The sequence below is a fragment of the Constantimarinum furrinae genome (assembly GCF_014295415.1).
In the GTDB taxonomy this organism is placed as follows: domain Bacteria; phylum Bacteroidota; class Bacteroidia; order Flavobacteriales; family Flavobacteriaceae; genus Constantimarinum; species Constantimarinum furrinae.
The window spans coordinates 404,248-429,848 of record NZ_CP052909.1; the positions used below are offsets into that span (position 1 = coordinate 404,248).

The 25,601-nt window shown below is 41.4% G+C and carries 24 protein-coding genes and 1 riboswitch; of the genes, 3 read left to right on the forward strand and 21 right to left on the reverse strand.

The annotated features are described in order from the left end of the window. Nucleotides 1–7 precede the first annotated feature (7 nt). Nucleotides 8–907: a gliding motility-associated ABC transporter ATP-binding subunit GldA gene (gldA, locus tag ALE3EI_RS01935; RefSeq protein ID WP_186990293.1), complete on the forward strand. Its 900-nt coding sequence runs from the start codon at nt 8–10 to the stop codon at nt 905–907. On the opposite strand, the gene ALE3EI_RS01940 is transcribed toward gldA, so the two are convergent. From ALE3EI_RS01940 to ALE3EI_RS01995, 12 genes are read right to left on the reverse strand one after another with little or no spacing between them, the layout of a single operon-like run. Beyond that, complete coding sequence (locus ALE3EI_RS01940; RefSeq protein ID WP_186990295.1) at nt 894–1,646, reverse strand: head GIN domain-containing protein; 753 nt, start codon at nt 1,644–1,646, stop codon at nt 894–896. The two genes, gldA and ALE3EI_RS01940, sit on opposite strands and share 14 nt — an antisense overlap. Before the next feature lie 4 nt (nt 1,647–1,650). After that, nucleotides 1,651–2,760: an acyloxyacyl hydrolase gene (locus ALE3EI_RS01945; RefSeq protein ID WP_186990297.1), complete on the reverse strand. Its 1,110-nt coding sequence runs from the start codon at nt 2,758–2,760 to the stop codon at nt 1,651–1,653. 26 nt (nt 2,761–2,786) lie between these two features. After that, nucleotides 2,787–3,536 carry a head GIN domain-containing protein gene (locus ALE3EI_RS01950; RefSeq protein ID WP_186990299.1) on the reverse strand — a complete coding sequence of 250 codons (750 nt, stop codon included), beginning with the start codon at nt 3,534–3,536 and terminating at the stop codon, nt 2,787–2,789. A 2-nt stretch (nt 3,537–3,538) separates the two neighbouring features. Then, nucleotides 3,539–4,642, reverse strand: a complete 1,104-nt coding sequence (locus ALE3EI_RS01955; RefSeq protein ID WP_186990301.1) for an acyloxyacyl hydrolase — start codon at nt 4,640–4,642, stop codon at nt 3,539–3,541. A gap of 28 nt (nt 4,643–4,670) precedes the next feature. Beyond that, the gene (locus ALE3EI_RS01960) at nt 4,671–5,612 is read right to left on the reverse strand and encodes a pyridoxal-phosphate dependent enzyme (protein WP_186990304.1); all 942 of its coding nucleotides are present in this window, start codon (nt 5,610–5,612) and stop codon (nt 4,671–4,673) included. A gap of 7 nt (nt 5,613–5,619) precedes the next feature. Further along, complete coding sequence (locus tag ALE3EI_RS01965; RefSeq protein ID WP_186990306.1) at nt 5,620–6,036, reverse strand: RrF2 family transcriptional regulator; 417 nt, start codon at nt 6,034–6,036, stop codon at nt 5,620–5,622. A 28-nt stretch (nt 6,037–6,064) separates the two neighbouring features. Continuing rightward, on the reverse strand, nt 6,065–7,021 hold the full coding sequence (gene metF / locus ALE3EI_RS01970) for a methylenetetrahydrofolate reductase [NAD(P)H] (protein ID WP_186990308.1): 957 nt from the start codon (nt 7,019–7,021) through the stop codon (nt 6,065–6,067). After that, on the reverse strand, nt 7,022–9,709 hold the full coding sequence (metH, locus tag ALE3EI_RS01975; RefSeq protein WP_186990310.1) for a methionine synthase: 2,688 nt from the start codon (nt 9,707–9,709) through the stop codon (nt 7,022–7,024). It abuts the gene before it with no gap. Between the two features lie 5 nt (nt 9,710–9,714). After that, nucleotides 9,715–10,728 carry a homocysteine S-methyltransferase family protein gene (locus tag ALE3EI_RS01980; protein ID WP_186990312.1) on the reverse strand — a complete coding sequence of 338 codons (1,014 nt, stop codon included), beginning with the start codon at nt 10,726–10,728 and terminating at the stop codon, nt 9,715–9,717. Further along, a complete protein-coding gene (locus tag ALE3EI_RS01985) occupies nt 10,725–11,144 on the reverse strand; it encodes an OsmC family protein (protein WP_186990314.1) in 420 nt (139 codons plus the stop codon). The genes ALE3EI_RS01980 and ALE3EI_RS01985 overlap by 4 nt, the downstream gene beginning before the upstream one ends. Before the next feature lie 5 nt (nt 11,145–11,149). Continuing rightward, nucleotides 11,150–12,292: a homoserine dehydrogenase family protein gene (locus tag ALE3EI_RS01990; RefSeq protein WP_186990316.1), complete on the reverse strand. Its 1,143-nt coding sequence runs from the start codon at nt 12,290–12,292 to the stop codon at nt 11,150–11,152. A gap of 12 nt (nt 12,293–12,304) precedes the next feature. Beyond that, nucleotides 12,305–13,474: a trans-sulfuration enzyme family protein gene (locus ALE3EI_RS01995; protein WP_186990319.1), complete on the reverse strand. Its 1,170-nt coding sequence runs from the start codon at nt 13,472–13,474 to the stop codon at nt 12,305–12,307. Between the two features lie 117 nt (nt 13,475–13,591). Beyond that, a riboswitch (SAM riboswitch) is annotated at nt 13,592–13,710 on the reverse strand. A 95-nt stretch (nt 13,711–13,805) separates the two neighbouring features. Here ALE3EI_RS01995 and ALE3EI_RS02000 point away from each other — a divergent pair. Next, nucleotides 13,806–14,357 carry a hypothetical protein gene (locus ALE3EI_RS02000; protein WP_186990321.1) on the forward strand — a complete coding sequence of 184 codons (552 nt, stop codon included), beginning with the start codon at nt 13,806–13,808 and terminating at the stop codon, nt 14,355–14,357. 158 nt (nt 14,358–14,515) lie between these two features. Further along, nucleotides 14,516–15,769, forward strand: a complete 1,254-nt coding sequence (metK, locus tag ALE3EI_RS02005; RefSeq protein WP_186990322.1) for a methionine adenosyltransferase — start codon at nt 14,516–14,518, stop codon at nt 15,767–15,769. 50 nt (nt 15,770–15,819) lie between these two features. Here metK and ALE3EI_RS02010 read toward each other — a convergent pair whose 3' ends face one another. The 9 genes from ALE3EI_RS02010 to ALE3EI_RS02050 form a co-directional block, all read right to left on the reverse strand. Next, nucleotides 15,820–17,376 (reverse strand): M20/M25/M40 family metallo-hydrolase, encoded by a 1,557-nt coding sequence (locus ALE3EI_RS02010; RefSeq protein WP_186990325.1) that lies wholly within the window; start codon nt 17,374–17,376, stop codon nt 15,820–15,822. A gap of 78 nt (nt 17,377–17,454) precedes the next feature. Beyond that, entirely contained in the window at nt 17,455–18,105 is a 651-nt protein-coding gene (locus tag ALE3EI_RS02015) for a response regulator (protein ID WP_186990327.1), read from the reverse strand. A gap of 188 nt (nt 18,106–18,293) precedes the next feature. Beyond that, entirely contained in the window at nt 18,294–19,079 is a 786-nt protein-coding gene (locus ALE3EI_RS02020) for an MORN repeat-containing protein (RefSeq protein ID WP_186990328.1), read from the reverse strand. An 82-nt stretch (nt 19,080–19,161) separates the two neighbouring features. Beyond that, complete coding sequence (locus tag ALE3EI_RS02025) at nt 19,162–20,562, reverse strand: MORN repeat-containing protein (RefSeq protein ID WP_186990330.1); 1,401 nt, start codon at nt 20,560–20,562, stop codon at nt 19,162–19,164. An 80-nt stretch (nt 20,563–20,642) separates the two neighbouring features. Then, on the reverse strand, nt 20,643–21,530 hold the full coding sequence (locus tag ALE3EI_RS02030) for a hypothetical protein (RefSeq protein WP_186990331.1): 888 nt from the start codon (nt 21,528–21,530) through the stop codon (nt 20,643–20,645). A gap of 7 nt (nt 21,531–21,537) precedes the next feature. After that, nucleotides 21,538–22,341 (reverse strand): MORN repeat-containing protein, encoded by an 804-nt coding sequence (locus ALE3EI_RS02035; RefSeq protein ID WP_186990333.1) that lies wholly within the window; start codon nt 22,339–22,341, stop codon nt 21,538–21,540. A 53-nt stretch (nt 22,342–22,394) separates the two neighbouring features. Next, complete coding sequence (locus tag ALE3EI_RS02040; RefSeq protein WP_186990335.1) at nt 22,395–22,793, reverse strand: hypothetical protein; 399 nt, start codon at nt 22,791–22,793, stop codon at nt 22,395–22,397. A gap of 77 nt (nt 22,794–22,870) precedes the next feature. Next, a complete protein-coding gene (locus ALE3EI_RS02045; protein ID WP_186990337.1) occupies nt 22,871–23,596 on the reverse strand; it encodes a DUF6498-containing protein in 726 nt (241 codons plus the stop codon). A gap of 101 nt (nt 23,597–23,697) precedes the next feature. Next, nucleotides 23,698–25,572 carry an outer membrane protein assembly factor BamB family protein gene (locus tag ALE3EI_RS02050; RefSeq protein WP_186990340.1) on the reverse strand — a complete coding sequence of 625 codons (1,875 nt, stop codon included), beginning with the start codon at nt 25,570–25,572 and terminating at the stop codon, nt 23,698–23,700. Between the last annotated feature and the right edge of the window lie 29 nt (nt 25,573–25,601).

A 25,601-nucleotide genomic window follows, 5' to 3' on the forward strand; every position in this document is an offset into this window, starting at 1 on the left:
AAAAAATATGTCGATAGAAGTTAAAAATATTACTAAAACATATGGAGAGCAGCATGCACTTCAGGACGTTTCTTTCAGTATAAAAACCGGAGAGATCGTCGGATTTCTTGGGCCAAACGGAGCCGGAAAATCGACGATGATGAAGATCCTAACTTCTTATTTGCCGGCAACTGAAGGCGAGGCTTTGGTAAATGGTTTTAATGTTTCAGAAGAAAAAAAGAATGTACAAAAAAGTGTTGGCTATCTACCCGAGCACAATCCTTTGTATCTGGATATGTACGTTCGTGAATTCTTACAATATAATGCCGAAATTTACGGTATTCCAAAGACAGAGATCGATACAGTAATTGCTCAGACGAATTTACTACCCGAGGCACATAAAAAGATAGGACAACTTTCCAAGGGATACCGGCAACGGGTAGGAATTGCCAATGCCCTACTCCACAACCCCGAAGTGCTCATCCTCGACGAACCAACCACCGGATTAGATCCCAATCAGTTGATCGAAATCCGCGATCTTATCAAAAATATCGGTAGTAAGAAAACAGTATTGCTCTCTACACATATTATGCAGGAGGTAGAAGCGATTTGCGATCGTGTGATCATCATCGACAGAGGGGTTATTGTACTTGATAAAAAACTAAGCGAACTGAAATCGGATGAAAAACAAATCGTGGAAGTGGAGTTTGATTACAGGGTTGAAGAAGTTGCTTTACAGCAATTGCCACAGGTTTCAGCGGTTAACAACACGGTTGGCTTCGTTTACGAGATCTATTTTAATTCTAAAGAAGATATGCGCAGTAAGGTATTCGATTTTGCCCATGATAATGGCTTAAAGATCCTGCAACTTCATCAAAAGAATCCTACCTTAGAAAAATTATTTACCCAGTTAACTACTCAAAAATAAGCTTACCGGTCCATAGCTCCTCCACCTCAACGATTGGGGGTCGGTTTTTTGCGATGATGTTACCCACGCTTAGGATCTTTCCGGCGATCTTATCCCTGGGATACACAATCATTTTGTTCGTACTGCGGTGAAAAACAAACAGATTTTCTATTAATAGTTCGGGAGCTTCAATACGCGCGTCACCATCGGTAAGCTGAAAATTCCCGAATCCTACTCTACCGGTTAAATAAAACTTGGATAGGCCGTTGGCTTTAATTTTGAGTCGGCCAACATTCAGATCCATTCTGAAATCACCGTCAAAGTGGTACACATCGAGATTTTGTGGATCTGTAGAATTTAATGTAAGCTCTTCAAACTGAAGGGTCCCCTCACCAATAACAGGAAGTCCGGAACTGTTCCGAATCTCAAAAATATTCCTTGGAGTTGTCACATACACCTTGGTAATTCCGTAGTCCCGCACATGATTACAACTGTTTCGGTCTGAAACCTTTAAAATACTGTCTTCAACAACCACCTGAACTTCGGGCAGTAAGTTCGAACCGGTTACTACCCTAACAGATTGATGATTCCCCTTGGATATAAAAAGTTGTACCCGCTCCCAGACTTGCACCGTTTTAAAGATCTCTACCGTATAATCTTCCTGTACAATATCGCCCGAGCTTTGAACACAATCCCAGGCATATTCAGAATCACAACCCATTACCGTTAAAATGCCTAGTATGTAGATTAATTTTTTCATTTCATTAAATTCGAACTCCTATTCCAAATTCCACAGCTTCGGCTTTGGCCCAGTGTGCTTTAACCGTTATTACCCCAAACATTTTGTCATTCAGAAAATAGCGTTTTACGCCCAGTCTGTTATAAATATTATTCTCAAACTCGTAGGGCCAATATACATATTTTCCCAGTTGAGATACGAATGCCACTTTGTTAAACCTCAGCTCATGCCCGATAAATACACCTATTCTCCTATAGTCTTCGTCTCCTGTCAATCCTTCGCCGGGATACGCAACAGATCTGTAATCGATTAATGTTTCCAGGAAGGTTGAAAAGAAGAAATCTACCCCAACCTGAAAGGTGCTTTTATAGTTAATGCGCTTATCTGCAAAAAAAGAAGCGGTGTAAAAGGGAAATTGTCCCAGTCCGTTGACATCGGCTTCATTAACTCCTGTCCTGAAAACCGCGTTGTATTTAATCCTTTCGGCATAATGACTGCTGGCCCAGGAGCCCAAAGGGATATAGCCGGGAAAATCTATTGAATTGAATTGATAACTCAATCCGGCATTAAAATACAGTGTATTTGTACTATTGTTCGGCGCTTTAAAATTCGCGTTCGAGTAATGTATCACACCAAATCCGGCCTGAAACCCTAGACCTTTATAAATATTTTCCTTAACATAATTCACCTTTAAAAAAGTAGAACTTAAAAATCTGCTTCCGTAAGCATTATTCTGAAAATTCGTTTCAGGATCATAGGGGTTGGAAGCATAAGCGATACCCTGGGCGACTCTAATGGACAGGTTTCTTTCCATAAAGTACCATGTAAAATGACCATAGGCCGATATATTTTCACCCAAAAAGGGATTTTTCAGATCCTGATAGGCCACAGTAAAACCCCAATCGGGATAATTATACCTCGCTTCCCATTCGTTCCACCCGTAGGTTTTCCGATTATAGGCCAGAATAAAACCCGTTGGATGTCCGGTAATTAAATGCGCAATGTCCGGATTGTGCTCCATGATACTTCCGTAGAAATAATCGAGCTCCAGAGAGACAGGTTTTAACTCCTTTTGTTGTGCCAGCGCAAGATTAAGCGGGAAAATAAGAATGAGCAGGCAATAGGTATACTTCATTTTTTTTATAATCGCGTAAATATACACTAATCCTGAAAAATTAGCCGTCCGGTAAAGAATTCTTCCACGTCAATAATTGGGGGTCTGGAGAGGGAAATAACATCCCCCGTTCCATAGATTTTACCCGATATTCTATGCTGTGGATTCACTATCATTTTATTGGCACTTCGTTGAAAAATCGTAAGCTCATTTATAATAAGTGCACTTCCTTCAAACCGTGGAAGTTCATCGGTAAAACTGAGCGTTGCACTTTCGGTGGACCCCGATATATAGAATATACTCTGCCCGTTTGCAGAAACATTCAGATGCTCGGTATTTATTATTAATCTGAAATCACCGCTTTTCTGCACTTCTTCAATATTACCGGTAGTGTTGCTAATTAAACGCAATACATCGAAATTAAGTACACCCTCTCCCACTACATCATATGAGGAACTGTTTCTAATTTCCGTTAGCGTGGGTGTTGTCACTGTAGCGTGGGTAACACCGTACTCCCTCGCAATGTTGCAATAATTGGCATCTCTTATTATAAGGAGATCACCTTCTTTAGTTACGGAAATTTCTTCCATCAGGTTTTCCCCGGTCGTAATTAAAACCTCATGCACCGGTCCCTGTTTTACCGTTAAGGATACTTCCCCCTCAATTTGTATTCTTGAAAAATCTGAAATCTCCTCAAAAATTTGGATTGTGTTCCCAGCACTCCTAAAACAGGTGTCCAGCCTGTCTGCCGAACAGGAGACACTTAGTAGCACCAGAAGTATGTATTTTATCTTCATTTTTAAATTCGTATTCCTAATCCAAATTCTATTGCTTCGGCTTTTGCTCCATGTGTTTTTAAAGTGGCCGCACAGAATAATTGATTACTAATCCTGTATTTTAATCCTGCTCTCAAGTAGGTTCTGCCTTCAAAATCATAGGGATAATATACATAATACCCGAGTTGAGTTATGACCGCAAATGTATTAATATGCAATTCGTGCCCCATAAATAGCCCTACTCGTTTATGATCTTCCTCTCCACTAACTGTACCGCCCGGAAAAGCTATCGATACATATGCTATCTCCTTTCTCAAAAATTCGGAAATAAAGAATTCGCCCCCAAGAGTAATACTGTTTAATGCAGTTAATCTTTTATCGGCATAGGCTGAAAAAACCACAAACGGATGCTGACCCAAATTCACATAATCGCTTTCATTTAGACCGCCTCTTATCATAAGATTCAGTTTTATGGCTTCGGAAACTTTTGGCAACGAGTCCAAATGGACATAATTTTGCTCGTTTTCTTCGGAAGTAAGTGAATACGTAAGTCCGATGTTACCTGCAACGGTATTGGTACTGGTATTGGGAGCTCTGAAATTTCCGTTGGAGTAATGAAAAAGTGACAATCCCGCATATACTCCAACAGGCCCGAACAATCGATCCTTTTTATACTGAAGCATTCCATAGGCAGCACCTAACAACCGACTTCCATAGGCAGTGTTCTTCGGGTTATTGTCCAGATGAAACGGATTTGTATTGTATGCAATCCCTTGACCGATCTTAAAACTCAGATTTCGCTTCAGAAAATAAAAATTGAGGTGGGCATATACCCCCATATTGGATCCAAGGACGTCGTAAAGCGGATCGTGATAAACGAATGAAATTCCGTAATCCGGATAATTATAGCGCTGTTGCCAGGCCTTTTCTCCGAAGGTCTTTTTACTGAACCCAAGCATTAGACCTTGCGGATGATTTCTTATAAGATGTGAAATATCCTTGTTATGCCGTAGAATAGATCCATAAAAGTATCCCCCGTCAAGTAAATAGGTGTCTGAAGTAGTTTGCTGGGCAGAAACGAAACCTACCCAAAGCATTAAAGCCAGTATTGCAAATCTTTGAGGCATGGTGCAAAATAACGGAAAAATGGAGGCTCTAAAAAGTTAATTCGCTCAAATCGACATTCCCACCGGAGATTATGATCCCGACGTTTTTGCCAGCAAAATTTGACTGTTCTTTTAACAAGGCTGCGAAGGGAACGGCAGAGGAAGTTTCAACTATAATTTTCATACGCTCCATAATAAGCCGCATCGCGGTACGGATCTCTTCTTCTTCCACTCTTATTATTTCTGACACCAGGGATTTTATTATAGGGAAATTCTTATCGCCCAAATATGTTCGCAAACCATCTGCAATGGTATTAGCAGTATCGTTTAATTCAATCTTTCCGCTTTTTAAAGAACGATAAGCATCATCTGCCAACATAGGCTCTCCACCTATCACTTTACAGTTCTTACCATAGTAGCGGGCTGCAAGCGCAGTTCCTGCTATGAGTCCGCCACCGCCAACAGGTACCATAATACAATCCAATAGTGGTTGTTCTTCCAAAAGTTCGATTGCGGCTGTGCCCTGTCCTAAAATTACATTCGTATCATTGGACGGATGAATAAATGTCGCTCCTGTTTCCTGGATGATCTCTTCTGCTGCTGCTTCTCTCGCCTGTATGGTAGCCTCCGATTCGGTAATGATTCCACCGTATTGTTTCACCGCTCTTTTTTTTACTTCGGGAGCATTTACGGGCATTACGATATAAGCCTTGGTATTAAGACTTTTTGCGGCTAATGACAAGGCCTGCGCAAAATTTCCCGAAGAATGCGTGACCACCCCACGGGCTTTTTCGTTATCGTTTAATTTTGAAATAGCATGTACTGCTCCCCTCATCTTAAATGCACCCATTTTTTGAAAGTTCTCACATTTAAAGAACAGGTTCGAACCCGTTAATTCATTTAACAGAGAAGAAGAAAGTACCGGAGTACGATGCACATAAGGTTTTACGATACTATAGGCCGAATCAAGTTGTGCTTTGGAGGGAATCATCTACGATCTATTTAGAATCGATTAGGTCCTTGAGACTGGTATTCTCAAGGATCGCAAGGTTTTTATCCCGCACTTCGATCATCAGTTTATGTACAGAACAAGCATCTTCATCCGGGCAATCGTCACATTTTTTATAAAAATTGAGGCTTACACAGGGAACCATCGCAATTGGCCCTTCAAGGATACGAAACACCGCAGCTATGGAAATTTCTCCCGGCTGCATCAGTAAAAAATAGCCGCCGCCTTTTCCTTTTTTCGAACCTAGGAACCCGGCCTTTCGCAAAGACAATAAAATACTTTCCAGAAATTTCTGAGAAATATTTTCTGAAGCAGAAATAGAAGCGATCTGCACGGGTGTATTTTCGTTCCGTCTCGCCAGATAGGCAAGTGCTTTTAATCCGTATTTCGTTTTTCTGGAGAGCATTTTCAATAATTATTAAAAGATACCTAATTTAAAATAAATTTGATGCTATTGCCTTGATATTATCACTTTTTCCCATCGAATAATAATGCAAAAAAGGTATGTTGTGCGCCATGAGCTCCTTGCTTTGTGCAGTACACCAATCTATTCCCAGTTGCTTGATAGCCTCATTGTCTTTGCACTTCAGCACTTCTTTAATTAGTTCTTCAGGAAGTTCGGCGTTAAATCTGTGAGGAATCAGGTTAAGTTGTTTTTTCGTTGCCAATGGCTTTAATCCCGGGATTATCGGTACTGTGATGCCAGACGCTCTACACTTCTCGACAAAATTAAAGAACTTTCGATTATCGAAGAACATCTGGGTAACTACATATGAAGCTCCTCGTTTAATTTTCTGTTTTAAAAAGTGAATGTCGCTATCCATGTTAGGCGCTTCCATATGCTTCTCGGGGTATCCGGCCACTCCTATACAAAAATTAGTAGGTGTTTTATTTGCCAGATCTTCATCCAGATACTGCCCCGAATTCAATTGAGTGATCTGTGCTACCAGATCGCAGGCATAATTATTTCCACCTTTCTCAGGCCTAAAATACGTTTCGGTTTTTACGGCATCACCGCGAAGTGCCATGACATTGTCTATCCCTAAAAAGTCCAGATCGATCAAAAAATTCTCTGTATCCTCTCTGGTAAACCCACCGCATAAAATATGGGGAATGGCATCAACCTGGTACTTATTCTGAATAGCCGCACAAATACCAACAGTTCCCGGACGTTTTCTTACGATTTTTTTCTCCAGCAAACCGTTCTCCCGTTCGGCAAAAACATATTCTTCCCTGTGGTAAGTAACATCAATAAACGGCGGTTTAAATTCCATTAACGGGTCGATACCGTCAAAGATAGATTGAATATTCTGTCCCTTTAAAGGAGGCAATATTTCGAAGGAAAACTGGGTTTTCCCGTTGCCATTTTCTATGTGTTCTAATACGGTCATTTAATCTGCGATTGTTGGTTTGAGCCATTTTTGGGCTGTTTCATAATCCATCTTTTTGCGTTCAGCATAATCTCTAACCTGATCTTCCTTGATCTTTCCAAGTCCGAAATACCGTGCCTCCGGATTGGCAAAATAATATCCCGATACCGAAGCGGCCGGCCACATGGCCAGGCTTTCAGTTAAAGCAACTTCTATTTTTTCTTCTACTTTAAGGAGCTTCCATATCGTCTTCTTCTCCAGGTGATCGGGACAAGCAGGATACCCCGGTGCGGGCCGAATTCCCTTATAGCTTTCCTTAATTAATTCTTCGTTAGACAATTCTTCATCTGCTGCATACCCCCAATGATGAAGCCGAATCTCTTTGTGTAAATATTCTGCAAAAGCTTCGGCCAATCTGTCGGCAAGGGCTTTGACCATGATCGCGTTGTAATCGTCGTGATCCTTTTCGTATTCAGCTGCCAGTTCTTTAACACCAAAGCCCACCGACACACAAAAACAACCCATATGATCCTGTTTTCCCGAACTGAGTGGAGCAATAAAATCGGACAAGGCCAGATTAGGTCGTCCGCTTGCCTTTTTACTTTGTTGTCTAAGGGTTCTAAATACAAACTCCTTATTCGAATGCCTCACGAGTATGTCATCATCGTCTATGGAATTAGCTTCGAACAGCCCAAAGACGGCTTTCGCTTTAATACGCTTTTCAACAATGATCTTAGAGAGCATGTTTTTTGCATCCTCATATAATTCTGAAGCCTGTGTCCCAACGACCTCATCTTTAAGAATGTTCGGAAAGCGACCATGAAGGTCCCAGCTTCTGAAAAACGGCGTCCAGTCTATAAAGTCTTTTAAAATTTCGAGCCGAAGATCATCAATAACCTGAATGCCCGGTTTGTTGGGTTTACAAATTTCTGAATTCGCCCAATCGATGCTAAGCTTATTGGCTCTTGCTTTGTCGATAGATATGTATTCCTTAGACTTTTGGCGCTTTAAAAATCCTTCTCTGAAAATAGCATATTCTTCCTTCAGCCTATTTTTATATCCTTCCGAATGTTCCTTCTGAAGCAAATCCCCAACAATAGTAACCGCTCTGGAGGCGTCATTTACGTGCACTACCGCACTTTTATACTGAGGGTCTATCTTAACGGCGGTATGTGCTTTACTGGTTGTAGCCCCTCCAATGAGCAGCGGAACCGTAAAATCCTGACGTTGCATTTCTTCAGCAAGAAAGACCATTTCGTCCAGAGAAGGCGTTATCAAACCGCTTAGACCAATAATATCGACCTTATGTTGTTTTGCTTCAGCAATAATTTTTTCGGGAGCCACCATTACCCCAAGGTCGATTACCTCATAGTTATTACAGGCCAGAACCACCCCTACAATATTCTTTCCTATATCGTGAACGTCGCCCTTTACCGTTGCCATGAGTATCTTCCCGTTGGTCTCAGCAACACCCCCTTTTCCTGCTTCAATAAATGGCAATAAATAGGCCACGGCCTTCTTCATGACACGTGCCGATTTTACTACCTGGGGGAGGAACATCTTTCCACTTCCAAACAGATCGCCTACCACGTTCATTCCTATCATTAAGTGCCCTTCGATGACTTCGATGGGTTGTGTTACGCTAAGGCGTGCCTCTTCTACATCGGCAATGATATATTCATCAATTCCTTTTACTAAAGCTCTGGTGATACGTTCCTGAAGGGCCTCGTTGCGCCAGGAAAGATCCACGGTTTTCTCCTTTGAGGTTTGTTTTACAGTTTCAGCAAAATCGAGCAGTCGCTCGGTGGCATCCTCTCTTCTGTTGAGGATCACGTCTTCCACACGCTCTAATAATTCCTTATCAATATCGTCATATACCTCGAGCATGGTTGGATTCACAATGCCAATATTCATTCCGGCCCGTATGGCGTGATATAAAAATACCGAATGCATGGCTTCGCGTACGGTGTCATTTCCGCGAAAGCTAAAAGAAACATTACTAACGCCACCACTTACGCTACAATACGGTAAATTTTCCTTTACCCAGCGTGTTGCGTCAATAAAATCGGTCGCATTTTTATTGTGTTCGTCCATTCCCGTGGCTACAGGAAAAATATTGAGATCGAAAATAATATCTTCGGGCTTAAAACCCACGACATCTACCAAGAGGCGGTAGCTGCGTTCTGCGATTTCTATTCTTCTAGTATAAGTATCTGCCTGACCTACCTCATCGAACGCCATGACAATGACTGCCGCGCCATAGCGTTTTATCAATTTTGCCTGCTCGATAAATACGGCTTCTCCTTCCTTCAAACTAATGGAGTTTACTACACATTTGCCTTGTACCACTTGCAATCCGGCCTCGATGATATCCCACTTCGAACTATCGATCATTATGGGGATTCTGGAAATATCGGGTTCGGCCAGAAGAAGATTAAGGAAGGATACCATGGCTGTCTTTCCGTCTATCATTCCATCGTCCATATTCACGTCCAGAATTTGAGCTCCACCTTCCACCTGATGTCGGGCAACCGTTAAAGCCTCTTCAAAATTTCCTTCATTAATGAGCTTTAGGAATTTTCTGGATCCTGCAACATTGGTCCGCTCCCCAACATTAATAAAGTTACTCTCCGGGGTTATAACCAGAGGTTCTAAACCGGACAATTTGAGGTAACGTTTTTCTTCCTTATCGGCTTCCTTCAATTGCATAGCGTTTATATTTTTTGAGTTTGCAGCACGGTAAACGGTCTGGGTCTGTATTCTGAGGCAAGTTTAGCGATCGCTTTTATGTGTTCCGGTGTGGTACCACAACACCCTCCTATAATGTTTATAATTCCCTTCTCAAGATATTCCTTAATCTGTTGGGCCATTAGTTGCGGACTCTCGTCGTATTCACCAAAAGCATTTGGCAAACCCGCATTGGGATAGGCAGAAACAGCCAGCTGCGTACGTTTGGCTATTACCTCCAGATGCGGAGTTAACTGCTTCGCTCCAAGAGCACAATTAAAACCTACGCTCAACAATGGAATATGTGATACCGAGATCAAAAATGCTTCCGCCGTTTGCCCGGAAAGTGTTCTTCCTGAAGCATCGGTGATCGTTCCGCTTATCATCACGGGAATTTCAATATCGCGCTCCTCTTTGATCTCCTCAATTGCAAATAGTGCGGCCTTTGCATTAAGGGTATCGAAAACTGTTTCTACCAGCAGCATATCCACACCACCGTCGATGAGCGCTTCGGCTTGTTGTTTATAGGCGATACGCAATTCATTGAATGAGATCGCCCTGAAACCCGGATCATTTACATCGGGGGACATACTTGCCGTTTTATTCGTTGGGCCCATCGCTCCCGCTACAAAACGAGGTTTTTCAGGGTTTTTAATAGTAAACTGCTTAGCAACTTCCTTTGCAATTTTAGCCGATTTATAATTCAGTTCGTAAACCAGTTCTTCCATATGGTAATCTGCCATCGCAATAGTAGTACCCGAAAAAGTATTGGTTTCAACGATATCGGCTCCTGCTTCAAAATATTTGTGATGTACCTCGGCTATAGCCTTAGGTTGGGTAAGCGTTAAGAGATCATTATTCCCTTTTACTGAAGTTTTCCAATCCTTAAAACGCTCTCCCCTAAAATCCTCTTCCGAGAATTTATAGCGTTGCAACATGGTTCCCATGGCACCGTCCAAAATCAGGATTCGGTCCTTCATTGCCTCAATTAATCGTTTCATAATTCGGTTCCGTTTAAAATAACGTTGTAGGTGATATTTACACAACCCGTTAATGTAAGCGATACCGAACAGTATTTTTCAAAACTCAGGGCAGCAGCACGCAATGCTTTAGCTTCAGCGATTTCACCCTCAAGATGAACGGTAACATGAATGGCTTCAAACGGCCTGGCATCGAGATACTCTTTACGAGATCCTTCAACATCAATTTTATACGAAGTAACCTGCTGTCGTTGTTTCTTCAGTATAGAAATAATATCTATGGCATTACATCCACCAACGGCCATAAGAACTAATTCCATAGGACTTGCCCCCTGGACAATTCCATCGGTTTTATTATCTATTAACACTGAAACATTATTTGGGCCTTTTCCTTCAAAAAGATAGTCCTGGTTAATTCGGTTAAGGGTAACTTTCATATGCTTTAATTTAATTTATCACTTAGTCGTAAAATATCTCCAAACACACCGCGCGCTGTTACTGCGGCACCGGCACCGGCACCTTGAATAACGATCGGATTTTTTCCGTAGCTTTCGGTATAGATCTCAAACAGGGAATCACTTCCCTTAAGTTGTCCTAACATACTGTTTTTAGGAACTGAAACCAAGGCAACTTCTAAGATCGCACCGTCGTGTTTTGAAAGATCCCCACGAAGGTCGCCAATATACCTTAAAACGTGATCGGGTTTCTGATTAATTCTTTTGATATGAAAAGGCACATCAAAATCGGCTAAACTTTCCAAAAATCGATCTTTAGAAACCTTCCGTAGCGATTTTGGAATTAGATTTTCTATTGCTATATCCTCAAATTCAACATAAAGGTCAAGTTCTCGGGCCAGAATTAATAGCTTGCGACCTACATCGTTTCCACAGAGATCTTCTCTAGCGTCTGGTTCGGTGAACCCTTTACATATTGCTTCCCGAAGTACAGTACTAAATTGTTCGTTATTTTCAGAATAGGCATTAAAAATATAGCTCAATGATCCCGAAAACACCCCCTTAATACGGGTAATATTCTCCCCGGACCGATGTAGCAATTTAATAGTATCGACTAAAGGAAGTCCTGCCCCTACGTTGGTTTCATACAAATATTCTTTGTTATTAGTTTTCAGGATCTGTCTCAGTTCATTGTAAAAATTAAGTCCTAAGGTGTTCCCTATCTTATTTGAGGACACCAAACTAAATCCGTTTTCAACAAACGAAGTATAATGCTTCACGAAAGTTGAATTCGCCGTGTTGTCTATGAGTACCAGGTTTTCGAGATTGTGCTGCTTTGCAAAGCCGATCACTTCCTCGGGAGCATAATCTGTCCCCTTGTGTCGCTTTGTATCCTGCCAATCGGCTTCTATTCCGTCGGCATTCAGGAGTACCGTTTTAGAATTTGCAATCGCAAAAATGTTCAAATCCAGATTTCTTCGTGAATAAATTCCGGTTTTCGCTTCAATGATCTGATCGATGAGTTTAGCACCCACATTTCCGTGACCAAAGATCGCAAGGTTTACTCGCTTCTTTTTAATTCGCTCCAGATCGATCAATGCCTTAGAAGGCGCTATTGTTTCAATATTCATTTCTACAGCAATTTAAGTGAGTTCCAATATTTCTTGAGACCTATGCTTTGCCAATACCTTTTTTAGATCGGTGATAAGATCATTGGCATCTTCTATTCCGCAGGACAACCTGATCAACGAATCTTTTATTCCGGCATTCAGTCGTATTTCTCTAGGGATGGAAGCATGTGTCATCTGAGCCGGATGACATAACAGACTTTTCACACCTCCCAAACTTTCTGCAAGCTTGAAATAGCGTGTATTCGTGACAAATTGAACCGCTGCCTCCTGTGTATCATCTTTTAGGGTAAAGGAAACAATTCCTCCAAAGAGTCCGTTTTGCTGTTCTTTGGCTATCTCATGATTTTTATGTGACTTTAAGCCGGGGTAATGCACTTCGGAAACTTCCTCCTGTTCCTGAAGAAACAAAGCAACTTTATATGCATTTTCACACTGTTTTCTATACCGAAGGTCAAGGGTTTCGATACCACGAATAGTGAGGAAACAATCCCACGGACCGAGCACAGCACCTGAAGCATTCTGAATAAATTTAAGTTGTTCTGAAAGTTTTTCCGAAGCGGTGACCACCAATCCGGCAACCAGATCACTGTGTCCGCCAATGTATTTGGTACCGCTATGGATCACAATGTCCGCTCCAAGTGAGATGGGTTTTTGTGCAATTGGAGAGGCAAAAGTATTGTCAACCACAAGTAAAATCCTGTGTTGATTAGCCAGCTTTGAAATTGCTGCGATATCTGAAACTTTAAGTGTGGGATTGGTGGGAGATTCGATCCAGATGAATTTTGTTTTTGAGCTTATGGCCTCGGTCACATTTTCTACATGCGTGGTATCGACGTAATTTACCGTAATCCCAAGTTTTTCATAGATATGTGTAAAGAGGCGGTATGCTCCACCATAGATGTCGTTAACAGCGACGATCTCATCCCCCGACGATAACAATTTAAGGACGGCATCGATGGCTGCCAAACCTGTTGAAAATGCGAATCCCGCATGTCCTTCTTCCAGAGACGCCACAGTATCTTCCAAGACTTGTCGGGTTGGGTTGTTGCTTCTTGCATAATCGAATCCTTTGTTTACACCGGGGGCTTCCTGAATAAAAGTTGACGTCTGGTACACCGGAACCGAGATCGCTCCGGTTAACGGATCGGAGGGAATAGAATGAATAATTTTTGTTGCACTCATTTTTCTAGTTTTTTGAGTTAATAAAAGATTAAGTCAAAATGCACTTGCTGTTGGCAAATGAATTCAATAGAAAAATGTTATTAAGAATGAGCCGACAATTGGTGAAAAATTGTCGTGTCGTTATCTTTCATAAATCTTCTGTAAAAGAAAATTCAGTAGAAAGTAGCACCTTCTTTCGGGTGAAAGGGTTGCTAAGGCTTCACAGGGTCTAATCCCTCCGCCTTTCTTGATAACATTTCAATAAAGTTTTGAACTTTGTAAGCACAAATGTTGCAAAACAAATCGCAGAAGTCCAAAATTTTTTCGGTATTTTTCAGATAATTTTTACAAAATGATGCGTACCCTCTTGTATTACAGACGATTAATGTTGTTCTTATTTCTTCTTCTGTTCGGAATTGCTTCCGAAGCACAGGAGCAGGACTCGCTTCGATTTCCGGATGCGTTCTTCGGAAAATACAAAGGAACGCTCAATATTGAAGCTTCAAAAGGCAGTTCGCTGTATGCTATGGAGTTCCATTTATTGCCTACAGACAGCTCCGAAATATACAAATATACCCTCATTTACGGGGAAGGTGATACGCGTCAGGTTCGCGATTATAGACTCTTGACCAAAGATGCCGAAAAGGGCGAATACATTGTTGACGAAAAGAATGGCATTCTGTTAGACGACAGAGTCGTGGGAAACCGAATGTATGCGATGTTCGAAGTTCAGGAAACCTTGTTGACCACTTTTATAACTTTCGAAAAGGATCGAATGATCTTTGAGATCGTTGCAACCAACACCAAAAATAAAAACGTGTCCGGCGGTCAAACCGACAGTATTCCTAAGGTCATTTCTTATCCCATAACCACGGTTCAGCGAGCCATACTTTATAAACAATAATCCAGTTTTAAAGTTCTGAATTAATGTGTACATTTGTGCGCTGAATGAGGAAAGATTTGACTGATTGCAACCTCAAAAAAAAATGCTAAGGCAGTGTAAACTTCCTTCGACACTTTCGTCAAATCTACCTCACAATTTTTAAAAATCAATACTGTAGTATGGCATATTTATTTACTTCGGAAAGTGTTTCTGAAGGACACCCAGACAAGGTCGCAGATCAGATTAGTGATGCCCTTTTAGACCATTTTCTTGCTTTTGACCCCGAATCAAAGGTAGCTTGTGAAACGCTGGTAACCACAGGGCAAGTAGTACTCGCCGGAGAGGTAAAAAGTAATACGTATCTGGATGTACAAACCATTGCCCGTGATGTGATCAATGCCATAGGCTATACCAAAGGGGCTTACCAGTTTAGTGGTAACAGCTGTGGTGTGATCTCTTTAATTCACGAGCAATCTCAGGATATAAATCAAGGAGTGGATCGTTCTTCAAAAGAAGAGCAGGGTGCCGGAGATCAGGGGATGATGTTTGGTTATGCAACTAAAGAAACAGCGAACTATATGCCGTTGGCACTCGAAATTTCACACAGTATTCTAAAAGAATTAGCGAAGCTACGACGTGAAGGAACCGAAATAGATTATTTAAGACCCGATTCTAAGAGTCAGGTAACCATTGAGTACAGCGATGACAATGTTCCTCAACGCATTGTAGCCATAGTTGTTTCCACCCAACACGATGAGTTTGATGCCGATGAGGCTATGCTTCAGAAGATAAAAAAAGATATCATTGAGATATTAATTCCGAGAGTAAAAAAACAGCTTCCGGCGTATGTCCAGGAATTGTTTAACGACGATATTACCTATCATATAAATCCTACCGGGAAATTTGTAATTGGCGGACCACACGGAGATACCGGTCTTACCGGGAGAAAGATCATCGTAGATACTTATGGAGGAAAGGGTGCACACGGCGGGGGAGCGTTTAGCGGAAAAGACCCGAGTAAGGTAGATAGAAGTGCTGCCTATGCTTCAAGACATATTGCAAAGAATCTGGTAGCTGCAGGAGTAGCCGACGAATTATTGGTGCAGGTATCCTATGCCATTGGAGTGGTTGAGCCAACATCAATTTTGGTAAACACTTACGGCACTTCGAAAGTGGATAAAACCGACGGCGAAATTGCCCAGATCGCATCAAAAATATTTGATATGCGTCCGGCTGCGATCGAGTCCAGATTGAAACTAAGAAATCCTATTTATTTGGAAACTGCGGCCTATGGTCATATGGGAAGAATCCCTCAAACCGTGACCAAAATTTTCGAGAGTCCGTATAACGGTAAAGTAGAAAAGGAAGTTGATCTGTTTACCTGGGAAAAGCTCGATTATGTGGACGAGGTACGCAAGGTATTTGGTTTGTAAATACATTTTAGATCTTAATAAAAAAGTCCCTGTAATCAGGGACTTTTTTATTATTCGTCAATTCCGCCCTTTCGCTCGGGGCTTCTGGGTTCTGGCCAGGTTCGGCGTTCCCCTGTTCGCGGATTAATGGGCAAAACGATCTGCTCTCTGGATGCCGTGTATGGATCCTCACTGGCCATATAAACCAGTATCGCAGTAAGGATAGCGTTGTTGCGCACATCATCAAAAATAATCTTATCGTAGGTATCTCTATTGGTGTGCCAGGTATAGTTCCAATACGACCAATTAAGTGAACTCAGGTTAAATGCAGGTGCCCCTGCAGCCAGAAAGGAGGCATTATCTGATCCTCCACCACTGGGTCTGCCCGGGAAATTCGTTTCAATTTCGTTTGTAATTTCTTCCGGAACGGCAGATAGCCAATTATTCAAATACTCATAGGAATGTAAGAATCCGGCACCCGAGAGATTTACCACCCTTCCGGTTCCGTTATCCTGATTAAAGACCGCCTGTACGTTTTTCACGATCTCGGGGTTGTCTTCAACAAAGGCTCTGGACCCGTTTAATCCCTGCTCTTCGCTTCCCCAATGCCCCACCAATATGGTGCGTTTGGGGTTGGGGTACATTTTCTTCAGGATTCTCATGGCCTCCATCATCACCAGCGTACCGGTACCATTATCTGTAGCACCCGTTCCTCCGTCCCACGAATCGAAATGAGCCGAGAGAATCACATACTCGTTTGGCTTTTCTGAACCTTTTATTTCAGCGATTGTGTTGTAGGTAGGAACTACACCCAATTCCTTGGATTCTGCTACGATCTTGATCTTAGGTTTATCTCCGTATTCCACCATTCGATATAACATCGTATAATCTTCAAGTTCCAGATCTACAGCGGGAATCTTTTTAGTTCGAGCACTGAAAATTTTATTGACACCAAATCCTTTAGACCAGTTACAGGAAACAATACCTGACGCACCGGCATTTTCGAGAACTTCTATTATGGTTCTGCTGTTATATCCGGTACGTTTCATATTATCGTTCCATGCGTTACTTTGTGCCTCACGTTCCTCCTTCATTTTTTTAAATGAAGCTTCTGTCGCAAATTCTTCCCAATTGTAATCCGGTCTGCCCGTCATCTGATTCATAGATATCATCACTAATTTTCCCTTTACATTAGGCAACCATTTTTGAAAATCCATAGAATCTTTTACCTGTGGTAATACGATCAATTCTGCTGCTACACCTCCTTTAGGAGTTCCAGGATTCCAGGCGAGTTGTGTTCCTTTCAATGTTTGAACTCTTGGATAGATCATGTCTATATGAGTGATTCCGCGTTCCCAGCCACGCCATTCTCCCCAGGCTTCATTTCGGGCGTCAACTCCCCATTTGCCATACGTAGTAACAGCCCAGTCATGTGCTTTTTTCATTTGAGGAGTCCCAACAAGTCTGGGACCGATCACGTCCATTAGCTCATGTGCTAAGCGTTCCAGTTGTGAGTTTTCATTCGCCTCTTTAATAATATTTTCTACAACAGGATCTGCGGCCTGTGCATAGACGGGTGCTCCCAGGAACAGGAGACCGATGATAGATAGTACGTAAATTTTTTTCATGAAGAATTGTGTAGTTAGATATTGCTATCTAAAATTACAACTATTTTAATTAGCGACAGAACTACGAAAACCGATTGATCATATAATATTCTGATTCTTGGCCTTTTGTACAGCTTCAATTTTAGAATGCACCTGTAGCTTCTTGTAGATATTTTCTATGTGTTTGCGTACGGTACTTGGTGAAAGAAACAGATTGTCGGCAATGGCGGTATAGCTTAGACCCTTACTCAATTGCTCCAGAACCTCTACTTCTCTTTTGGACAGGGAAATCTCTTCCTGATCCTTCAGGTTCGTAATAGCGACAGGGTTTCTGAGCAATTTGAGGGTTTTTAAGGCGATGGAGGGATTCATTGCTGCGCCACCGTTAAGGGTCTCCTGTATCCCTTCATAGAGATCGGTGGGATTTATTTCTTTCAGTAAATAGCCATCGGCTCCGGCCTTTATTGCATTAAAAATATGCTCGTCGTTGTCGAATGCCGTAAGCATAATAATTTTTATCTGCGGATATTTTTGTTTTACCAATTGGGTGGTATCTATACCATTCAGGATCGGCATTTCGATATCCATCAGAATAAGATCTACATTATGATTGACTTCAAGTTTTTCTAAGAGTTCACTTCCATTCAATGAAGTATGTTTCACCGAAATATCATCAAAAAAGGACAGCTTCTCTTTAATTGCATGAATTAAAAAACTATTATCATCTACTATGGCTATTTTTAAATTCATGGGTAATTAACTTGTAAATTGAAATCTAAGGTAACATAAAATATTTGTAGTGATATAAGGCATTTGGCGTATTTCTTTGCGAGGCAATAACAGACGAATTGTATCTATAATTTGACATATAAGACGCACTCATAAAAAAAACACGGCGAGTGCCGTGTTTTCCTACACAAACCACAAAACGGTAGCTCTTACAACCGTTTTATAAACGTTCCGTTACTCCATTCTCCAATCTTATCATCCGCCGCTGTTTGGCCCTGAAAATATCCTCTTCCGTGATATTTTCCGTTTAACCATTCGCCACCATAATAATCCTTATTAGAAAAGAAAAATCTTCCCTGACCGTGAAACTGATTATTGTTATTGAACATTCCGGTATATTTATCTCCCGAAGCAAACAAATAGGTTCCCATATACATTTTACCGTTTTTAAAAAAGCCTGTAAATGAATCTCCGTTACTCCATTTATACCGTCCGTATTTATTCTGACAATCTCCGGCGGTACACCCCGAATTTACGTCGTTGCTTACGAAGGGATACGATTCTACAAGCTGGCTAAGATTATAAACACCCTGTTTCCAGTCATCTCCTTTAACAATATAGCCCAACCCCTGTATCATACCATCGGTGTACTCTCCTACCATATCCTGTTCCACACCAATATAGACCCCATATCCGGTCATTTTATCGCTGACCCAGAAACCGATGTACTTACCGGAGTCTGACCAATCGAACATCCCGTAGCCGTTTCGCTTTCCATTGCTCCAGAATCCTTCATAATATCCGTATGAAAATAGCTTTTTGCCCCAACCATTAATACAGTCTCCGTATTCGCAATCTTTAATTGTATTCTTTTCAGTAGTATCAGGTACCGTAACACCCGAAGACGAATTGGTGCTCATGGGCGTTGGAACCTGCGCCCGGCCCATAAATCCGAAACAAAAGAATAAAACACTCAATGCTACTAAATTTCTCATAATATATTGGTTTTTAGGTGGTATTCAATTTAATCAGTTTTGCGGCTCAAGTCATTAACTGCTTCATTTTTAGTTCCACAAATTACTTCATCGGGGTGATTAGCACTCCATTTTCCCAGATTCCGATCTTCTGGTTGATGTCTTTATCGTGAAAATAACCTTTCCCGTGTTGTTTACCGTTTTTCCATTCACCACCGTAATACGAGCCATCGGCAAAGAAAAACCGTCCGGTACCATGATATTGTCCCGAACTGTTAAACATGCCGCTATATTTATTACCGTCGGCAAAAGTATAGGTGCCCAGATATTTTTCTCCATTCTTAAAGAATCCAACAAAATGATCTCCGTTACTGTATTTAAAATATCCGTATTTATTCTGGCAATCCCCCGAGGTGCAGCCTGTATCCCCACTGTTTCGAAAGTAATCAAAAGGGGTGCTTAAATTTCCGTTTTCGTAGATTCCCTGACTCCAGGTATCGCCAAAAACAGTATATCCCAAACCGTTCAGTTCTCCGTCACGGTATTCTCCAATAATATTATCGTCATTATCGGCTATATAAGCGCCGTACCCCTTCATGGTATCATTTTCCCAGTTTCCGATGTACTTCCCTATTCCGTCCCACTTATATAATCCGTAGCCCTCTTTCTTCCCGTTCTTCCAGAAACCGTCGTAATAGGCGTCTTCATACTGCCATTTTCCCCATCCGTTATTACAATCTCCGCGAACACAACCTGTGGTTCCTGCGGTAGTCGTGGTCGAGCCACCCGATGAGATCAATTCAACAGGCTTGATAATAAAGGAAGCCATTGTATAATATCCCGGTAGTCTGTACGTTTTTACCCCATTAATCTTTACAATGAGGTCATTCCCGTCGGCCTCGGTAGTTGCGGTGGAATAATCGAGGGTTTCACCTCTTATAATTACGCCATAGCTGCTACTTTCCACATCCCTGTACCAATACGTATGATTAGGCGCGGCGGGCAGCTGAGTAACATTTTTTGCTCCCCAGCCGTTAATTTTTCGAATGCCTTCGTGATAATAGGTTTTATCTGTTTCATCGAGGTAGTACACATAACTTCCGTTGATATTTACAAATTTTCCAATCACAGATTCGTCATTGAGCATCGTAACAAACGAGTAGGGATTAGTGATATAAAAATTCTTGCTTATATTTTGAGCAAGTACTGTTAGTTTTCCCGAACTTCCGTCTGAAGCACTTTCAGCATCCGGCAACAAATAGATGGTCCTGGAGTTCTTATCCAGATAGGAAATTGTATCAGTTTTCAGGGTATACAACTTCATGGTATTGCTCATTGTGTTCCCATTACCGTCCTTTAGGGTATAGGAAGAACTTCCTGTCTTTGTCCACGAGGGACCTGAAACACCCGAAGAAGAATTCGTGGTCATTGGCGTTGGAACCTGCGCCCAGCTCAAAAACGATATATAGAATAGTAAGGTGGTTAGTGCAAGTGTTGATCTCATAATACATTGGTTTTTAGTGTGATTCAAATTAATGAAAAATATGTTAATGAGGAAATACGGCAATTGACGTATCTGTAAATTTATCTTATTTCTTCCCTTACAAAGTCTTTGTCGATTTTGGAACTTCCAAGTGATCGTCCGTTGTGAAGCTCAATCTTTCTGAAATAAAATATATGTTTTTGCTTATCACTAGGTTCTGAAGCAATATCGGGAACCGAAGAATATTCTTCTCCTTTAGCGATCCAGTACTTTCCCTCATTAATATAATTGCAGTTTCTGGCTATGGTGGTTTCACGACCCGGTTTAACAATCTCTTCAAATGCCAATGCTCCATTATTTGAGTTGTACGTATAAAAACAGGATTTGTTATCCCCCGGTTTCTTCAACTTTTTAAAGACCGTGATCTTTCCGTTCCTGTATTGGTGTTCTTCAGTGTAGCGCTTTTCACCGTTTTCGGTATAGAACTGAATATTTTTTTTGTCAAGATGCTGTCCAGTATACGTATAGGTGATCACGCCATCGAGCGTGTCGTCTAAATACATTAAACTATGATCCAATGCTGTGCCGTTGTATATATGGTATATGGTTTTGATTTGTTCTGAAGAGGTCTCGGAAACAACCAGCGTATCTTGCTTTTGGATATAGCGAAGAGCCAGTTTCGTTCTACCGTTGTGTTTTACTTCTGAAAGTCTTTCCAGATCATCGTAGTGCAATGTTTTTAAGTCTGAAGGCTTTCCGGTAATTCTCGTTTCTTCCGAAAGTAATTTTCCGTCTTCAGAGAAAATTAATACCCGTTCCCATTGCGTCTCACACTTTCGGGAGTCGTAATTAAAATCACAGGCTGTTTCGGTGATAGCATACACTGAAGCATCAACATCGAATTCTGAAGCATACAGCGGCAGATGTTGCCCTTCCGAAGTAAAAAAGACATTCAGCAAAATAAATAGTATGCCTGCCGAAGATTTCATCACTTAATTATAATCCAGACTTATATTTTCCGTCTTCCCAAATACCGGCCTTTGCATCACCCGAATCTTCGTATTTGTATACCGCGGTTCCGTGCTGATTCCCGTTTTTCCATAAGCCCATGTGCAAGTCCTTATTGGAGAACCTGAAAAAACCAAACCCGTTTCGCTTTCCATTATCATACGCCCCCAGATACGAGCCTCCATCTGGATATCCATAGTAGCCAACGTGCTGCATCTGACTGTTCACAAAGAAACCTTCAAAATAGTCACCATTATCCCAGGTATAGGCTCCAAATCCGTTTACACAGTTGCCCCTGCATTTACCACTCCTTACATTGTTCTTGTAGTCGGTTATCATATTTGTAATTAATTTACCATTTTCATAATAACCCGCCTGTGTAATTTCAGAGTCATTGGTAACATAACCATATCCATGTTGTCGTCCATCCTTCCATGTACCATGGTATAGATCGCCGGATTCATTCCATTTGTATAGTCCATACCCATTTCGAAAACCATTTTCGAAATTACCTTCATAGGTGCCGCTGGTATAGATTTGCATCCCATATCCGTTGGCAACACCATTTTTATAAACTCCATAAATGGTATGATCTGAAAATTGTTTTTTTCCCAGCCCATCAACGCAATTTCCCATAAGACAATCGCTGCTTGCGATGGATACATTGGGAACGTTGGGAACCGGAGTCCCTGTGCTGTTTGAGTTTGAGGACCCTATTTGTTGAGGTTGCGGCACCTGGGCCAAACCAGCAAATACAAAACATAATGCGAGGGTTGTGATTAATGTTTTCATGAGTGTTGAATTTACGTTTATATCTTAAAGTTCTGAAATTCAGCATAAAAATGCTAATTTTTTACTGTTGTTTTTGCACCTTCAATAGGTATGGACTTAATCGTAGCGAACGTATTATCACAGAGTTGAAAGTTGATCGCTTCTCCATCAAAGATCTCTTTAGAAAGTAAAAATCCCAATGCCATAAAGCTCACCTCCATATTTTCGTCCTTCTCGACGCCTTCCTGAACCACCATTCTAAAATTATACATACTGTCTTTGGTAATTTGAACCGATTTTGGAGTTCCGTCTGTAAAGCCCATTTCCTTGAGGTAGCCGGCGGTTGCCTCGGCCATTTCCTTTAAGGCCGGATCTTCATAATAAACTTCGGTGCCGTCTTGGGTGATCTTTTCGCCGTAATTCGAACAGCTTACTATAATTCCTGCTATTAAAAGAATTATTATTTTTTTCATGTTGTTTTGCTTTTACGCTTGTATAAAGTACTTAAATATGTAGACGCCAGTCTATAAGGCAATTGCCTTATCTTCCGTTATTCAGTATACTTCTGATACTTTTCTTTAACTTCCATAAAATGCTGATAGGATTCGGTATGCTTTTTCACATACTTTTCAAAGGGTTCAGAGTTTTTGTGTATGGAGACGATTACCAGATCTACAGGTAATCTAAAGAGGATAAGTAATAACGCCGCCCACATAGCTTCAGAAGAAATTATAAAAAAGAAACCGGCGAGGATGACCACGAACTGCTGGACAAAGATCCTTACATAAGGTTTAAAGAAGAGGGATGCGGGATCGTATTCCAAGTATTTTCTGTTAGCCCAGAAATTGGTGTAAAAATAAGTGAGGTTAGTAAATACTAATGCGCCCAATACGGCAGACATACTTGGCATATGTAGAAGCACCCGATAGTTCGTTATAAGATCAAATCCGTTTTTGATTTCCGGCATCGAATTTTCAAAAAAACTGAATGCGAACATCGATTGTACCGCTACGAATAATCCATAATGGAAAACAAAGAACAGCATTTGTCCGAAACCTTTTACTAGTGAAGAAGCAATTGAGTCAGGTTTGCTTCCATATTTGATCACTATCAGCATTTTAAGAATATGGATCAGCCCTATTATTATGGTTTCCAGAAAATACGCAAATACCACAGTTAAGGGATCGGTCAATTTAAAAACAATAAGAAAGACCATAAAGAGGGCATTGACCCAAATTATAAGGTTGTTTCGGTTTGGAATGAATATGGCGGACATCAGGAATAAAATTTAAAAAAACCCCATCCAAGATGGGGTTTCTGAGCGGGGCTATATAAACTCCTCAGCAATGTATAACCCCTGGTAACCTGGCTAGTTAGTTACTTCTTTAAGTCGTAAGCGTAAATGGAATTGTTATCAGCTTTATAATATAGAATACCACCAAGCTCATCTACGGTATATTCGGGTTGTTTGTCCTTCAAAACAATTTCCTTCTCTTTAGAACCGGTGTCCTTATTCAATTTTACCAGTCCTACGCCATCGTCGAGTTTTGTAAGTACAAACTGGGCGTTTTCAGTTGCGGCTGTTGCTTTGAAACGTTTTAACATTTCGGCAATAGAAGCTCCGCTGGCAGCGGCCATCCCGTCACCCAGATCGGCATACGCCTGACCTCTGCTGGTATAGTTGCCCAGTTTGTTTCGGTTCTGGTTGGCCGCATTATACGATGCAACCGCCGTGGTGGCCGTGGCAACAGCCGCAACACCTGCCAGTATGGCTCCAAAAGCACTCTTACCGGGTGCGCGATAGTATTCGTGCCAGGTTTTTCCACCGTTCCAATCCAGCAACATCATATTTTGATCACTGGTTAGCAGTATTCCTCCATTTCTAATCTCCACTCCGGTAGGATCTTCCTTACCCTCAAATTTAGATTCGGCTAGGGTAGAGACTTCACCAGAATTTGCATCTACCGCGAAAAGTTCATCATCTGCGCTTATCAGATAACGAGAGTTCTTACTGTCGAATGTAGAACTAACCGCATTGGCACGCTTATATTTTAAGGGTTTGTTCCATACCTGATCACCGGTAGAAAGATTTACAATATTGGCATCTTCACTGGTGATATAGATGAGTCCCTGCGGTGTATTGGCCATGGTAAGTATGTTTTCTCCGGTCTTAAGAGGTTTCTTAAACAAGGTTTGTCCGTCATAAGAGATCTTGTTGATCCCTCCCTGATAAATACCGAATAGAATACCGTCGTCCATGATATAAAAATGCTGAACATAGCCCTTTGTCTTTGGCGCTTTATCCCACAGGTCTTCTCCACTGGATGCACTTAAAAAAGCTATGTTCGATTCATTTTTGGCGGCAAATACACTGTTACTTCCGCCATCATCAGTATTACTCACTACGGCGAGTCCGTTGGGAAGTATCTCGAAATTTGCAATGGTTCCCTTAACTTTTCGGTCATCTTGCCACAACTCGGCTCCATTGGTTCCAATTTTATGGATGCGGGTGTTTTTACCCTGATTCACACTTTGAAACGCATAGATCTCTTTTTCAGTAACATCGGAAACCATCCAACTAACATCCTTGATCTTCGTTTCCCAAAGAGTTTCGCCGGTTTGGGCCTTCTTTGCAAACAACCCCTGTGCCGTGGGTACAATAAGATAGTCCTTAAGTAATAGTGGCCGTCCGGTCACACTAAAGTCCTTGGCAATTCCCACACGACCCGGATCATCCAGATTAAAACGATAATCTTCTTTACCGGTATTTAGGTCATAGACTGCCACCTGCATGGCAAATTTTTCTTTAGAAGTACGCTGTCCGCTCACCACAAGTTTGTTTTGAGGCATCATCACATCGCAACTCATCACGGTCTTCCATCCGTTATTTTCGGTAGTAAAAAGCGTCTTCCCCGAAATATAATCTATCACAGCCTTTTTAGCTGAAAGATTTGCAAATCCTACCTGCCCTACGATCACATAGGGTGCAGATGGCACATAAAAAAGTTCTTCCGGTTTTACTCTGCCGTAATCGGTAAAATTGAATAGCAGCTCGTTGGTGCCCGGTTTAATTCCTACAAGTCCGTCATTGGTTGCCACCACAAGAGTTCCTCCTTGTGTAAGTGTCATTTCATTGATCTTCGCCCCTACATCATATCTGAAATCGGGTTCCTCAGCTCGCTGTGCGGAAACTGTAACCCCTACCAGCAGAACAAGCATAAGGAAAGTTTTAAATAATGTTGATGTTTTCATAATCGTGGTTTATTTAATTTATGATTCAA